General features: G+C 70.4%; 12 protein-coding genes. 6 read left to right on the forward strand and 6 right to left on the reverse strand.

The annotated features are described in order from the left end of the window. Both AB0K11_RS06980 and AB0K11_RS06985 read right to left on the reverse strand, forming a co-directional pair. A complete protein-coding gene (locus AB0K11_RS06980; RefSeq protein WP_364974002.1) occupies positions 1 to 2,640 on the reverse strand; it encodes an AAA family ATPase in 2,640 nt (879 codons plus the stop codon). Then, positions 2,637 to 3,785: an exonuclease SbcCD subunit D gene (locus tag AB0K11_RS06985; RefSeq protein WP_364974005.1), complete on the reverse strand. Its 1,149-nt coding sequence runs from the start codon at positions 3,783 to 3,785 to the stop codon at positions 2,637 to 2,639. The genes AB0K11_RS06980 and AB0K11_RS06985 overlap by 4 nt, the downstream gene beginning before the upstream one ends. A 125-nt stretch (positions 3,786 to 3,910) precedes the next feature. Here AB0K11_RS06985 and AB0K11_RS06990 point away from each other — a divergent pair, with 125 nt between their 5' ends. Continuing rightward, entirely contained in the window at positions 3,911 to 4,429 is a 519-nt protein-coding gene (locus tag AB0K11_RS06990; protein ID WP_364974007.1) for a histidine phosphatase family protein, read from the forward strand. Between the two features lie 6 nt (positions 4,430 to 4,435). Here the strand turns inward: AB0K11_RS06990 and AB0K11_RS06995 are convergent, their stop codons facing one another. Further along, positions 4,436 to 4,996, reverse strand: a complete 561-nt coding sequence (locus AB0K11_RS06995) for a DUF3558 domain-containing protein (RefSeq protein WP_364974009.1) — start codon at positions 4,994 to 4,996, stop codon at positions 4,436 to 4,438. Next, a complete protein-coding gene (locus AB0K11_RS07000) occupies positions 4,993 to 5,577 on the reverse strand; it encodes a DUF3558 domain-containing protein (protein ID WP_364974012.1) in 585 nt (194 codons plus the stop codon). Before AB0K11_RS07000 ends, AB0K11_RS06995 begins: the two co-directional genes overlap by 4 nt. 78 nt (positions 5,578 to 5,655) lie before the next feature. Here AB0K11_RS07000 and AB0K11_RS07005 point away from each other — a divergent pair, with 78 nt between their 5' ends. Genes AB0K11_RS07005 through AB0K11_RS07015 form a run of 3 tightly spaced genes read left to right on the forward strand, consistent with a single transcriptional unit; the run spans position 5,656 to position 11,517 of the window. Then, entirely contained in the window at positions 5,656 to 7,392 is a 1,737-nt protein-coding gene (locus AB0K11_RS07005) for an ABC transporter ATP-binding protein (RefSeq protein ID WP_364974014.1), read from the forward strand. Then, the gene (locus AB0K11_RS07010; protein ID WP_364974016.1) at positions 7,389 to 9,293 is read left to right on the forward strand and encodes an ABC transporter ATP-binding protein; all 1,905 of its coding nucleotides are present in this window, start codon (positions 7,389 to 7,391) and stop codon (positions 9,291 to 9,293) included. The genes AB0K11_RS07005 and AB0K11_RS07010 overlap by 4 nt, the downstream gene beginning before the upstream one ends. Positions 9,294 to 9,351: 58 nt before the next feature. After that, entirely contained in the window at positions 9,352 to 11,517 is a 2,166-nt protein-coding gene (locus tag AB0K11_RS07015) for a molybdopterin-dependent oxidoreductase (protein WP_364974018.1), read from the forward strand. Here AB0K11_RS07015 and AB0K11_RS07020 read toward each other — a convergent pair. Both AB0K11_RS07020 and AB0K11_RS07025 read right to left on the reverse strand, forming a co-directional pair. Then, positions 11,514 to 12,080: a hypothetical protein gene (locus tag AB0K11_RS07020; RefSeq protein ID WP_364974020.1), complete on the reverse strand. Its 567-nt coding sequence runs from the start codon at positions 12,078 to 12,080 to the stop codon at positions 11,514 to 11,516. The genes AB0K11_RS07015 and AB0K11_RS07020 overlap by 4 nt on opposite strands. 79 nt (positions 12,081 to 12,159) lie before the next feature. After that, complete coding sequence (locus AB0K11_RS07025) at positions 12,160 to 12,375, reverse strand: hypothetical protein (protein WP_364974022.1); 216 nt, start codon at positions 12,373 to 12,375, stop codon at positions 12,160 to 12,162. Positions 12,376 to 12,403: 28 nt separating this feature from the next. On the opposite strand from AB0K11_RS07025, the gene AB0K11_RS07030 reads away from it, so the two are divergent. Continuing rightward, positions 12,404 to 13,291, forward strand: a complete 888-nt coding sequence (locus AB0K11_RS07030) for an AIM24 family protein (protein WP_364974025.1) — start codon at positions 12,404 to 12,406, stop codon at positions 13,289 to 13,291. Then, on the forward strand, positions 13,288 to 14,868 hold the full coding sequence (locus tag AB0K11_RS07035) for a class I adenylate-forming enzyme family protein (protein WP_364974028.1): 1,581 nt from the start codon (positions 13,288 to 13,290) through the stop codon (positions 14,866 to 14,868). The genes AB0K11_RS07030 and AB0K11_RS07035 overlap by 4 nt, the downstream gene beginning before the upstream one ends. Positions 14,869 to 14,895: the final 27 nt, after the last annotated feature.

Genomic DNA, 14,895 nt, shown 5'->3' on the forward strand with positions numbered 1-14,895 from the left:
TCAGCCGACCAGCTCGATGTGGTGGGCACCGCCGATGGCGGCGTACCGCTGCGGGTCGCAGGTCAGCACGATGACCTGACCGTCGCCGCCCACCACGTCGAACACCGCCCCCATCTTGGCCAGCCGGTCGCGGTCGGTGAAGCCCAGCGCATCGTCGATGAGCAGCGGGACGCCGTCCTCCTTGGCGACCAACACCGCACCGGCCAGCCTCGCCACGATGCCCAGCTGTTCTCGGGCGCCGCCGGACAGCGACTCGTAGGGCACCGTTCGGCCCGCGAGCGTGCGACTGCAGATGCGCAGGTCGGTGTCCACCTCGACCTCGAAGGTGTCGCCGAACACGATGCGGCCCAGCCGTTCCACCTGATTGCGGAACGGGTCGACGTAGCGCGACCGGGTGGCGTCGCGGTGGCGCGCCATCACCGTCCTCAGGAGTTGCGCCGCCCGTGCCCGCCGGTGCACCCGCAGGTACTCCCCCTCGGCGTGCTGGCGCTCGGCCTCCGCGGCGTCCAGGCTGCCCCTGCGGCCCTCGGTGCCGTACACCTTCAGCTGCGTGGTCACCTCACGCAGTTCCTCGGCCAGCTCGTCGTGCCGCCGGCCGAGCGCCTCGGCGCCGCGGGTGGCGTCTGCCAGCGCGGCCGCGACGGCGTCCGGCGCGCTGCGCTCCAGTTCGGCTCGGACGTCGGCGGCGCGCGCGGCGGCGGCCCGGGCCGCGTCACCGTCCGCCTCGGCCGCGACGGCAAGGGTGTCGTCGGCCGCCTGCGCCCGCTGCGCCTCCAGACGCGTGGTCGCCGCCGCGTGTTCGGCCTGGGCGGCGGCCAGCTTCTCTTTCAGCACGGACGCCTGGGTCGCCCTGTCCCCCAGCCGCTTCGACGCCACGATCGCCACCTTGCGGTGCGTCTCGCAGTCCACCACGGCCTGCTGGTGGGCGGCCGCCGCCGCGGCGAGTTCGGCGCGGGCGGCCACCGGGTCGGTGGCATTATCGCCGGTGACGTCGAACAGCCCGTCCTCCGCCGGCTGCGTCGCCAGCAGTTCCGTCAGCCGCGCCCGCAGGTGCTCGACGGTGTCGTCACCGAGCACCGCCTCCAGCGTTGCGGTCAGCCGGTCGTGGGCCGTCGTCAGGTCGCGGCGACGCAGTTCGAGGGCGCGCGCCGCGTCCACATCCTCGGCGCCTGCGGCCGACAGCGCCTCGGCGAGCGCCCGCTGCGCCGCGCCGAGGGTGGCCTGCGTCTGCGCGGCCGGCGTGCCGGGCACCACGCGCAGCGTCAGCACACCCGGCAGTTCGACCGCGGTGTCGGCGGTGGTGTTCACCGCCCATGTCTCGCCGGCCCCCAGCGTCACCGGCTCCCCCGCCACGGACACTGTCACGTCGCCCAGTGCTGCGAGTTCGATTCTGGCCGAAGCCAACTCGGCCTGACCGACGGCCCGTTCAACGGCAAGCACGGCCTGCTCGACCACCCGCATCGTCGCATCGGTGACCGCGATGCCGGCCAGTTCCGCAGCGGTCCGGTCGAGCTCGCGTCGTGCGGCGTCGATCTTCGCCACCCGGCCCGCCAGCCGGTCGGCCTCGTCGCGCTGTGCCAGCCGGTCGACGACCCCGCGGGCCGACTCGACGCGTGCCTGAGTGGCCGTCACCGCCCCCCGGGCTTTCTCGGCGGCGACCTCGGCCGCTTCGTGCACCTCGCGGGCGGTGGACTCGTCTTCGGCGGCCTCGACGACAGAAGCGTGCAGCGCGGTGACCGCCGTCCCGCGCTCCTCGACGTCGGCCCGCAGTCGGCGTCGTTCCGTCAGCGCCGCAAGGGAAGCCGCGTGCGTCTTGCTCGCGGCGTCGGCGATGACGTCGGCCTCGGCGAGCTGCCTGCGCAGCAGCGCCACCGCGTCGGCCGCCGCGCGGGACGCGGTGAGTCGCGCGTGTGCCTGCGCCCGCTGCGCGGCGACCTCGCCGAGTTCAGCGGTGAGCGCGCTGTGCCGGGTGACCGCGTCGTCGACCTCGGCGACCCGCGCCGCGCAACGGGCCACCTCGGCGTCGGCCGCGTTGAGCTGCTTGGTGGCCGTGGCCCACTCCCCGGTGGGCCGTCCGGTGGCGGTGAAGTAGCGGGCGTACTCCTCGTCGATGCGGTCGACCAGCAGGGGTTCGGCGCCCGACAACGTGGCGGCCTCGCCAGCGGCGACGTCCAGCGCGCGGGCCAGCGCGTCCGAGCCGGACAGGTCGACCGCCGCCGTGGACGCCGACTGCAGCACCCGCTGCGCCTGCCACAGCTCGAGGTCGACGGTCTCGGCCAGCATCGACCGGACCCGGTCGTGCGCCTCGTCGCCGGAGAGCTGCTCGCGGCGCGGCGCCAGAACGGTCAACTGGGTCTCGGCCCGCTTGTGAAAGCGCTTGCGGTACACGAAACGGTAAGCGCCGGCGGAGATCTCGGCGGTGATCTCCGCACCGACGTCGGCGTGGGTCGGCTTGACCTGCTTGACCTCTTTCTTGGCGGACCGGTCCTTGGCCTCCAAGAGCAGGTCGAGCGCCTCGATCATCGACGACTTGCCGACCTCGTTCGCGCCGCTGACCACCACCACCCCGTGGTCGGGGAAGTCGATCTCGCGATGGGCGATCCCGCGGTAGTTGGTCAGCACCAACCGATGGAGTTTCACGCCACTCCCCGGTCGGTCAGGCGCAACAGCAGGGCCAGCGCGGCGCGGGCGTCCTCGGCATCCTCGCCGTCGGAGCGCGCCGTGGCCACCAGGTCGTCGACGGCGGCGGCGGCGAATCCGCCGATGCCGAGGTCGGCGAACTCTCCGTCGGCGGGCATCACGGCGATGTCGGTGTTGCGTTCCCACTCCGTCAGCGCCGCGAACCGCCGGCTGTACCGGTCGAGGCACGCGTCGAGCGCGGCCTTGTCGGTGACGGTCAGCGACCCGGTGACGCCCAGCCGCACCACGGTGCGCTCCTTGTCCGGCAACAGGTCGAGGTTGATGTCGAGGTCGGCGATGTCGCGGGTGTCGTCGACCGACCGGTTCAGCGACACGAACCGCCACCGGCCGACCCGGCGGGCGTCGATCCGCACCGGCCGTGCGGGATCCGCCTCGTCGACCTCGACGACGAGCACGTGGCCGGGATCGGGTTCGACGTCGTCGTAGTTGGTGACCTCCGGCGAGCCGGAGTACCAGACCCGCCCGGTGGCGCCGACATCGGTGCGGGAGTGCTTGTCGCCCAACGCCACATAGTGGACGGCGCCGCGGGCCAGGGCGGCCTCCACGGCGGCGAGCCGGATCAGCGACGGCTTGTCGTGCCCGGGGTCGAGGATGTCGACCGCACCGTGGCCCACCACGATGCGGGTGACGCCGTCGGCGGGCAGACCGTCGAGCACGTCGCCGATCAGGTCGGTGGTGGGCCGCTTCGACCGCCACGGCGCGGCGACGATCTCGAGCCCCTGCCGCACCTGGTGCACCCCGGCCCGGTCGAGAACCACGACGTTGTCCGGGCATTCGGCGCGGAACAGGGCGCTGGTGTACACCGACGACGCGTCGAGAGGATCGTGGTTGCCCGGCAGCAGGTACACCGGGATCCCGATGGCGCGCATCGCCTCCAGCGACTGGCTCACCACCTGGGGGGCCAGCTGGTTGTCCTCGAACACGTCACCGGCGACGACCACGAACTCCGCGCCCGCATCGGCGGCGAGCGGGCCGATGGCGGCCACCACGTCGCGGCGCGCGGCCGAATACCGGGGCTGCGCCTCGCCGTTGAGGAAGTGCCGGGTCATCCCGAGCTGCCAGTCGGCGCTGTGCACGAATCGCATGTCGGCCCGTCCTTTCCGGCTCGTGATGGGTCCCCGTTTTCGAAGGCATGGCGAGTGTATGACCGCGCTCCGACAAGTCGGCGGACCTCGACCGGCACGTTGCCCGGTGGCCTACCGTGGGGCGGGTGAGCACCCGCTACCGCACCCTGCTGCTGCTGCGGCACGCCAAGTCGGACTACCCGGCCGGCGTGGCCGACCACGGCCGGCCGCTGGCGCCGCGGGGACGGCGGGAGGCCGGGCTGGCCGGCGACTGGCTGCGCGCACACGCGCCCGCCGTCGACGCGGTGCTGTGCTCGACGGCCACCCGCACCCGCGAGACGTTGCGGCGCACGCTCGTCACCGCACCCGTGCAGTTCTCCGACCGCCTCTACGACGCCACACCCGGCACCGTCATCGACGAGATCAACGGCGTCGGGTCACACTTCGACGTGGACGTCGAGACCCTGCTGGTGATCGGCCACGAACCCGCGATGTCCGCGGTGACGCTCGGACTGTCCAGCACCGAGGGCAGCAACAGCGTTGCCGCGCAGCATGTCTCGGAGAAGTTCCCGACCTCGGCGATCGCCGTCCTGCGCACCGCGCACAGCTGGGATCGACTGGCGCTGCAGGGCGCCACGCTGATCACCTTCCACAAAGCCCGGTAGCGATGGCTACGAGCTGGTGGCCAGTGTCAGCTCCATCAGCTTGATCGCCATCCCGCACGCGTCGATACCGGGTGACTGCGGGTTGACCCACCAGCCCACCGCACCGCCGGCATCGCTGGCCACGCCGCACGCGCCGTTCGGGTCGTTGGGTTTCATCACGATCGACGGCACCCCGGCCACCGAGCGCTCCTCGATGCCGTACTGGAGTTCCTGTGCCGTGCGCCGCTCGTTGTCGAGGTTGCCCTGCTCGAACCAGAACCGGGTGATGTCGACCAGGCCCGCGGGATTGGCGGCCTGCCAGCGGCACACCGCACCGACGAAGGTGCTCTGGATGTCCAGCGGGTCGGCGCCCACCGTCTCGGCGAGGATGTCCTCGGTGAGCACGTCGCACTCCTTGAGCAGGTTGGGGTACTGCCGTTCGGAGTTGTTGTTGCTGGGCCCGCCGCCGGTGCCCTCTTTGGCGGCGGTGCCGTCGACGGTGCGGCTGCAGCCGGTCAGGATCGTCAGCGTGGCCAGCACGGCGCCGGTGCCGGCGAGCACGCGCCTGCCGTGGGGGAAGCGCCTCATTTGGAATTCACAATCGACTGACGGGTGAGCTCGCGGGCCACCTGACACGGATCGGGGAACGGCTTCTGGTCGTAGCTGACCGACCACTCGATGAAGTCGTCGTCGAACTGGATGCCGATCTCGCAGAGATTGATCCCGCCCTCGATCAGGTCCTGACTGCTGGCGATGAAGCCGTCGTGGCCCTCGATGTTGACGTCCTCGACCGTGTCGCGCGAGAGTTCCTCGGTCTTGCGCTCGCGCCCGATCGGGCTGCCGCGGAACCAGGTGAACGAGAAGTGCGGGCCGAGGATGCTTCCGCCGGCCAGCCACTGGCACCCCACCGACGTCTTGGCGGTGTTGACCAGGGTGGGCCGCTCGGTCAGCTGGTTCATCACCTGATCGCTGATCCCGCCGCACTCCGGGAAGAACGGCCCGTGCGAGACGTCCTCCTGCGTCTGGGTGGGCCCGGACTGCTCGGGCGAGGACGGCTCCGGGTCGCTGCATGCCGCGAACAGCGGAATCGTCGCCGCGGCCAATGCGGCCAGCGCCCTGGCAGGGCGGGCGCGTCCCGTCGCGCTCGTGCTGGGGGTCACGCCATGCACTGTAGCGGCAGCGTTCCGCCACAACCACCGACATGCCGGTTGACCTGCAGCTATCACACCGTGTGCGACAGTATCGAAATGCTCTGGGCGCTGCTGCGACGGTTCGTGCGGCCGTACCGGGGGTTGCTCGGGGTGGTCGCGGCCCTGCAGGTGGTCAGCACGCTGGCCTCGCTCTACCTGCCCACCATCAACGCGGCGATCATCGACGACGGCGTGGCGAAGGGCGACACCGCGACCATCGTCGACCTCGGCATGATCATGCTGGCGGTCTGCGCGCTGCAGGTGGCGTGCGCCGTCGGAGCGGTGTACTTCGGTTCGAGGGCCGGGATGGGGTTCGGCCACGACCTGCGCGGCGCGATCTTCCGCCACGTCATCGGGTTCTCCGCCGAGGAGACCGCCCGGTTCGGCGCGCCGTCGCTGCTCACCCGGACCACCAACGACGTCCAGCAGATCCAGGTGCTGGTCCAGGTGACGGCGACGATGCTGATCACCGCGCCGATCATGTCGGTCGGCGGCATCTTCATGGCCGTGCACCAGGACGCCGGCCTCTCGTGGCTGCTGCTGATCAGCGTGCCGGTGCTGGCCGCGGCGAACTACTGGATCGTCACGCGGCTGATGCCGATCTTCCGCAGCATGCAGCGGCTGATCGACAACATCAACCGGGTGATGCGGGACCAGCTGTCGGGCATCCGGGTGATCCGCGCCTTCGCCAGCGAGCCGTTCGAGCGCGAACGCTTCGCCGTGGCGAGCGCGGCGCTGTCGGACACCGCGCTGGCGGCGGGCCGCTGGCAGGCGCTGATGCTGCCGGTCACCACGCTGGTCATCAACATCTCCAGCGTGGCGCTCATCTGGTTCGGCGGACTGCGCATCGACGCCGGGCAGATGCAGGTCGGCTCGCTGATCGCGTTCCTGTCCTACTTCATGCAGATCCTGATGGCCGTGCTGATGGCGACCTTCCTGCTGATCATGTTTCCCCGGGCGTCGGCCTGCGCGGAGCGGATCACCGAGGTGCTGTCCACCACGCCCGGCATCGCCAGCCCTGACGATCCGGCCGGACCCGACACCGTCGCCGGCGAGATCCATTTCGACGCCGCGACATTCACCTACCCCGGTGCCGACCGCCCGGTGCTCCAGGACGTCTCGCTGACCGTGCGGCCGGGCAGCACCACCGCCGTCGTCGGCTCCACCGGCTCCGGCAAGACCACGCTGATCGCGCTGATCTGCCGGCTCTACGACGCCACGGCCGGATCGGTCAGCGTCGACGGCGTCGACGTGCGCGACTGGGATGTCGAACGGCTGTGGTCGGCGATCGGGCTGGTGCCCCAGCGCGGATACCTGTTCTCGGGCACCGTCGCGGACAACCTGCGCTACGGCAAGGCCGATGCCACGGACGCGGAGATGTGGGCGGCGCTGGAGGTGGCGGCCGCCGACGACTTCGTCCGCGCCCACCCCGACGGGCTCGGGATGCGCGTCGCCCAGGCGGGTGTCAACTTCTCCGGCGGCCAGCGGCAACGGCTGGCGATCGCCCGCGCCGTCATCCGCCGGCCCGCGGTGTACCTGTTCGACGACGCGTTCTCGGCGCTCGACGTGCACACCGACGCCCGGGTCCGGACGGCCCTGCGCGAGGTGTCGGCGGGCGCGACGGTGCTGATCGTGTCGCAGCGCATCTCGACGGTCGCCGAGGCCGACCAGGTGATCGTCGTCGAGGACGGCCGGGTGATCGGCGTCGGCACCCATGAATCGCTGCTCGCGGACTGCCCCACCTACGCGGAGTTCGCCGACTCCCAGTCGATCGGTGTGGGGGGCACGCCATGACCGGCCCGCTCGGCCGCCCGTTCCGCGGCGCCATGGCCGCGCCGGCCGAACGCACCCGCGACTTCCGCGGTTCGGCGGTGCGACTCGTCAAACGGCTGACGCCGCAACGCGGGCTGGCCGCGCTGGTGATCGGCCTCGGTGTCGGCGGCATCGCCATCGGGGTCATCGGCCCACGCATCCTCGGCCACGCCACCGACCTGTTGTTCAACGGCGTCATCGGCAGGCAGCTGCCGGCCGGGCTGACCAAGGAGCAGGCCGTCGCGGCGGCCAGAGCGCGCGGCGACGCGACGTTCGCCGACCTGCTCTCCGGGATGGACGTGATCCCCGGCCGCGGTGTCGACTTCGACGCGGTGGCGCGCACCCTGCTCCTCGCGCTCGGGCTGTATCTCGTTGCCGCGCTGATGGTCTGGATGCAGGCCCGCCTGCTCAACGTCACCGTGCAGCGCACCATGGTGGCGCTGCGCTCCGACGTCGAGGACAAGGTGCACCGGCTGCCGCTGTCGTACTTCGACGCCCGCCAGCGCGGCGAGGTGCTCAGCCGGGTCACCAACGACATCGACAACATCTCCACGTCGCTGTCGATGACGATCAGCCAACTGCTCACCTCGGTGCTGACCGTGGTGGCGGTGCTGGTGATGATGCTGACGATCTCGCCGCTGCTCACCCTGCTCACCGTGGTCACGGTGCCGCTGTCGCTGCTGACGATCCGCTGGATCACCCGTCGCTCGCAGCGGATGTTCGTCGCGCAGTGGCGCAACATCGGCCGGCTCAACGCCCACATCGAGGAGACCTACAGCGGTTTCACCGTCGTGAAGACCTTCGGCCATCGCGCCGCCGCGCAGGACCGGTTCGACGAGCTCAACGCCGATGCGTACCACAGCGGGTTCGGCGCGCAGTTCTTCTCCGGCCTGGTGTCACCGGCGACGGTGTTCATCGGCAACATCAGCTATGTCGCGGTCGCGGTGGTCGGCGGCCTGCAGGTCGCCACCGGCCAGATCACCCTCGGCAGCATCCAGGCGTTCATCCAGTACGTCCGTCAGTTCAACCAGCCGCTGACCCAGGTCGCCGGCATGTACAACACGCTGCAGTCCGGCGTGGCCAGCGCGGAGCGGGTCTTCGAACTGCTCGACGCCGACGAGCAGTCCCCCGACGCCGCAGCCGGCCTGCCGGGCCCGGCCGACCGGCCCGGCCGGGTGGAGTTCGAGCACGTCACCTTCGGCTACCGGCCCGACACCCCGGTGATCGAGGACCTGTCGCTGGTCGCCGAACCGGGCAGCACGGTCGCCATCGTCGGGCCCACCGGCGCGGGCAAGACCACACTGGTCAACCTGCTGATGCGGTTCTACGAGGTGCACTCCGGCCGCATCCTGGTCGACGGCGTGGACATCTCGACCGTCAGCAGGCAGTCGCTGCGGTCGCGGGTCGGCATGGTGCTGCAGGACACCTGGCTGTTCGCCGGCACCATCTACGACAACATCGCCTACGGCAGGCCGGGCGCCGGCGAGGACGAGGTGGTCGCCGCGGCGAAGGCCGCGTTCGTCGACCGGTTCGTGCACAGCCTGCCCGACGGGTACCAGACCGTGGTCAGCGACGACGGCGGCTCGATCAGCGCGGGCGAGAAGCAGCTCATCACCATTGCGCGGGCCGTGCTGGCGCGCCCGCAGTTGCTGATCCTGGACGAGGCGACCAGCGCGGTGGACACCCGTACCGAGCAGCAGATCCAGCACGCGATGGCCGAACTCCGGCGCGACCGAACCAGTTTCATCATCGCCCACCGGCTGTCGACGATCCGCGACGCCGACCTGATCCTGGTGATGGAGGCCGGCCGGATCGTCGAACGCGGCACACACGCCGAACTGCTCGCCCGCCACGGCGAGTACTGGGCGATGACCAGGGCCTGAGACTAGGCGTTCCGCTTAACGGTGCCCCAGCCGCGTTACAAACCGTAGGCTCGTCGTAATGAACACGAACACCGTCCACACCTTCTGCAGGTACTGCATGGCGTCCTGCGGGTTGGAGGTGACGGTCGAGGACAACCGCATCCAAAAGATCTCCGCCGACAAGCAGAACCCGCACAGCTGGCACGACTTCTGCGCCAAGGGCCGCACCGCCAACCAACTGGTCGAGCACCCTCGCCGCATCCTGCGGCCGATGCGCCGGGTGGGTGACTCCTACGTCGAGGAGAGCTGGGACGTGGCGATCCGCGACATCGCCGCGCGGATGAACGCACTGATCGACCAGGACGGCCCGGACGCCATCGGCGCGTACTACGGCAACCCGTCGGGACATTCGTCGTCGAACGTGATGTTCATGAACGCCTGGATGGACGCGGTCGGCACCCGCAGCCGCTACGCCGTCGGCTCGGTCGACCAGAACGCCCTGCACGTGGTCGCCGAAGCGATGTACGGATCGTCGCTGATGGTGCCCGTGTCCGACGTCGACAACTGCGACTACTTCCTGCTGATCGGGACCAATCCCGCTGTGAGCGCCTGGAATTGGCTCGAGACGGTGCCGGGCGGCTGGCGCCGGGCGCTGGCCCGCCAGCAGGGCGGCGCGACCATCGTCGTGGTCGACCCGGTGCGTACCGAGACCGCGGAGAAGGCCGATGTGCACCTGGCCGTGCAGCCCGGCCAGGACTGGGCGCTGCTGCTCGCGCTGGTCAAGGTGATCCTCGACGAGGGCCTCGAGCACCGTCGCGACTGCGCCGATCTCGCCACCGGTGTGGACGAGCTGCGCCGCCTGGTGGCCGACGCCGACCTCGATGACCTCGCCATCCGCTGCGGCATCGAACGGTCCCGGATCGTCGGCACGGCACGGGACTTCGCCGCAGCCCGGGGCGCGATGGTGGTCACCCGCACCGGGATATCGCTGCACGCTGCGGGCACCGTGGGCGAATGGCTGGGTCAGGTGCTCAACGTCATCACCGGCCGGATGGACCGACCGGGCGGGCGGCGGTTCGAGCCGGGCTACTTCGACGCGCTGAAACTGGCCGAGTTGGCCAAGACGAAACCCCACACGAGTCGGGTGGCGGGACGGGAGATGGTGGCGGGTGCGCACGGGCTCGCCGAACTGCCTGACGAGATCACCACCCCCGGCCCCGGTCAGATCAAGGCGATGCTGATCAACTGCGGCAACCCGGTGGTGTCGGGCCCCGACGGGGGCAAGCTCGACGAGGCGCTGGCACAACTCGACCTGCTGGTCGTGATCGACCTTGTACAACGCGAAAGCCACCGGCACGCCCACTGGCTGCTCCCGGCCGTGCACTGGCTCGAACGCGACGACCTGCTGGCGTTCACCAGCAACATGCACGACGAACCGTTCGTCCAGTACGGCCGCAAGGTCGTCGAACCGCCGCCGGACACCCGGCAGGAATGGGAGATCTTCGTCGACCTCGCTCTGGCGATGCACCGGCCGTTGTTCGGCGCCAAGGGCCTCAACGGGTTCGTCAAGGCGACCCGCCGGGCGGCGGCGCTGACCCGTCGCCCCGCGGTGGCCTTCGGCCCGCACTGGCTCGACCGTCTCATCGTCCGGATGTCGCGAAAGTTCAACGGCCGCAGGCTGACCTGGCGCGACCTGATGGCCCACCCGCACGGGATGGTGTTGGGACCGCGCGAGTTCGGCCATTTCAGGAGCGCACTGCGCACCGACGACAAGAAGGTGCACGCGGCGCCGCCCCAGTTCACCGCCCGCGCCAGGGAACTACTGGCGGAGCCGATCCGCGTCGCGCCGCAGGAGTTTCCCTTCCAGCTGGGCAACCGGCGCAACCGGCACTCGATGAACTCCTGGCTCAACGAGTTGCCGGGACTGCACCGCTCCGGCAAGGGCAACGACGTGATGATCAACGCCAAGGACGCCGCGACGCTCGGCATCGGCGAAGGCGACCGGGTGCGGGTGTACTCCCCGATCGGCGCCGTGGAACTGGCCGCGACGCTGTCGGACCGGCCGCGGCGCGGGATGGTGATCATCGATCACGGCTGGGGTTCGCGCATCTTCGACCCGCGCGGCGGCGCAGCGCCGGACTCGTTCGGCGTCAACCGCAATCTGCTGGTCGACGGCTCGACCGTGGACCCGCTGTCGCAGACCGCGACGCTGAGTTCCTGCTACGTCGGAGTGGAGCGGCTCTAGACCCCGGGGCCCTCGGCGCGCACGTCGTCGACGGCGGTCATCGCCGCGCGCAACTTGGCCAGCCACTCGTCGGTGTGTTCGCCGACCAGACGCACCGACCAGGCAAGCGCGTCGGACCGCGAGCGCGCCACGCCGGCGTCGACCAGTGTGTCGAGCACCTGGCGTTCGGACTGCCGCAGCCGGGTCATCACTGGAACTGCGATGTGGGTGAACAGGATCCGCTCGGGATCGGCCGGATCCCCCACCTCGACACCCCAGGACACCTTGCGGCCGTACCGGGCCTCGGCCTCGTCGGCGATCCGCATCCGGTCCTGCCGGGTCTCCTCACGGAACCGTGCCGCCCGGCCCGAGGCGTGGGCGTCACTCTCTCCGCCGTCGGGTTCGGGCAGCCGCCCGATGACGGTGATCTCCTCGCGGTCGACGACCACGGTGGGTTCGCCGGCGAACCAGCCTTCCGGCATGCGCCCGGCGAACCAGTCGGAGGCGTCGCCGGCATCGGGTTGTTGTGACTGCTGCCAGCCGCCGGATCGTCCCCGTCGGCCGTGGGTGTGTTGATGTCGCATGATTACATGCTTACACCGTTACAACGGCCCTGCGGCCGCGTTTCTCCGCGGGCGAACACCACCCGGTTCGAACCTGCTTCTACCTGCGCTTGGACACCAGCGAGTACACCGCCGCGCCGCCCGCGAGCACCAGCGCCACCAGCAGCAGCGCGGCCCAGCCTGCGCCCGCCAGCCACCACACCAGACCCAGTGCGACGACGGCCGGGGACACCACGAACAGCACCATGCCCGGGTGCTGCTTGAAAACGGCCATCGCGCCCCTGGCCCGGTCCCGGTCTATTTCCTTGCCCGCCATGGCACAAGGATGCCCTAATGTCGTCACGGTGACTGCGCAATGGCTACCGGACCCCGAAGGCCGCTACCAGTACCGCTGGTTCGACGGACAGAACTGGACCGATCAGGTCTCCCACCAGGGCCAGGTGGGCCGGGCGCCACTCGGCGGCGGCTCCGGCGCGCCACCCGACCAAGGCCAGCAGCCCCAAGCCACCACCCAGGGCGGCCAGCAGTACGGCGGCGCTGCGCAGCAGGCCGGTGACGGCTTCGCGGGTATCACCGGCGATCTGGTCGACGGCCGCTTCAGCGAGAAGGAAGCCAAGCCGATCGGCAACCAGAACGCCAAGCTGCTGAGGGTGCGCCTCGGCGAGCCGTTCATGGCCAGGCAGGGCTCGATGGTCGCCTATCAGGGCAACGTCGACTTCGCGTTTGAGGGCGGCGGCGCGTCGAAGTTCATCAAGAAGGCGTTGACCGGTGAGGGCCTGCCGTTGATGCGCTGCCAGGGCCAGGGCGACGTGTTCCTCGCCGAACGGGCCTACGACGTACACCTGTTGAACCTGAACAACTCCGGGCTGTCGATCAGCGGCAAGAACGTGCTGGCCTTCTCGTCCAGTCTGGACTGGAACATCGAGCGCGTCCGCGGCGGCAGCATCGCCACCGGAGGCCTGTTCAACACCACGCTGCGCGGCACCGGCTGGGTGGCGCTCACCACCGACGGCCCCCCGGTGGTGCTCAACGCCGCCGAGGCGCCGACCTTCGCCGACACCAACGCCGTGGTGGCTTGGTCAGCCAATCTGCAGACGCAGTTGAAGACCAGCTTCAAGGCGGCGGCGCTGATCGGCCGCGGCTCGGGCGAAGCGGTGCAGGTGTCGTTCTACGGCCAAGGCTTCGTGATCGTCCAGCCGTCGGAGGGAATCCAGATCCCGACCCAGGCATGACCGTGCCGTGGGACAGCGACGTGGCGGCCGGCCGCTACGGCGGCCATGACGGATTGATCTACCGCCGGTCACCGTCGACGTTCGGCGAACTCGTCGACGCGACGACGCGCTGGATCGACCGCACCTTCCTGGTGCAGGGTGACCGTCGGATCTCCTTCGAGCAATTCCGCGCCGCCGTGTCCGCATGCCGAGAGACGCTGCGGGACAGCGGGATCAAGCCCGGCGACCGGGTGATGGTCTTCGGTTACAACAGTCCGGAATGGGTGCTGGCGCTGTGGTCGCTGTGGCTGGCGGGTGCGGTGCCGGTGCTGGCCAACCGCTGGTGGAGCGACGGCGAGATCGACCACGCCGTCGGGCTGGTCCGGCCGCGGCACGTCTTCTCGGACACGCCGCTGACGACCGACGTCCCCGGCAGTGCCCTGGCGGAACTCGGTGCGGCGTTCGACGCCACGCCGGTCGCCGAACCCGCGCCCCTCCCCGGAACCGACGAGGACGAGCCCGCCGCGGTGCTGTTCACCTCGGGAAGCTCAGGATTGCCGAAAGCCGTTGAGCTCTCCCGCCGTTCGGTGATCGTGAACCAGCACAACATCCTGGGCCGCACGAATCGTTTCCCGCACCTGCTCGACGCCGACTCACCGCAGGCCGTCAGCCTGGCGTGCACGCCGATGTTCCACATCGGCGGGATGTCCAGCCTGCTCACCCATTTCCTGACCGGCGGCCGGATCATCCTCACCGAGGGCCGCTTCGACCCGAAACAGGTGATGGAGCTCATCGAGCGCGAGCGTGTGCAGATCTGGGGCGCGGTGCCGACCATGGCGGTGAGGGTGCTCGAGCATCCCGACTTCGGCCGTCACGACCTGTCGAGCCTGCGGTCATGGCCCCTCGGCGGCGCGCCGGTCACCACCGAACTCCTCGACCGGATCAGGGAAAGGCTGCCGAATCTGCGGTCGCGGGGGCTGAGCAACACCTGGGGCATGACCGAGGCGGGCGGATTCCTCACCGTCGCCGATGGCCGCGACCTGCTCGACCATCCCGGCACCGTCGGGCGGCCCTACCCGGTGGTCGAGTTGAAGATCGCCGATCCGGACCCCGACGGCACCGGTGAAGTGCTGACCCGCTCTCCCACCGTGATGCGCGGATACCTGCGCGGCGGCTCCGCCGACGCGGGGGGCGACGTGGACGCCGACGGCTGGCTGCACACCGGCGACCTCGGCCACCTGAACCCCGACGGATATCTGTTCATCGACGGCCGCAGCAAGGACGTCGTCATCCGCGGCGGTGAGAACATCGCGTGCCCGCACGTCGAAGCGGCTCTGGCGACGCACCCCGACGTGATCGAGGTCGCCGCGCTCGGAGTGCCCCACCACGAACTGGGCGAGGAGCTGGCCGCGGTGGTGGTGTGCCGGACCGAGGTGCCGCCGCCCACCGAAGAGGAGATGCGTCGCCACCTCGACGGGGTGGTCTCCTACTTCGCGATCCCGACGCGGTGGCGCATCCGCACCGAACCGCTGCCGACCCTCGCCGGCGAGAAGGTCGACAAGAAGACGCTGCTGCAGGAGTTCCTCGCAGGGACGTAGCCCGCTACCCATACCCCCCATGGGTAT

The sequence above is a fragment of the Mycobacterium sp. NPDC050551 genome (assembly GCF_040674075.1).
GTDB lineage: Bacteria > Actinomycetota > Actinomycetes > Mycobacteriales > Mycobacteriaceae > Mycobacterium.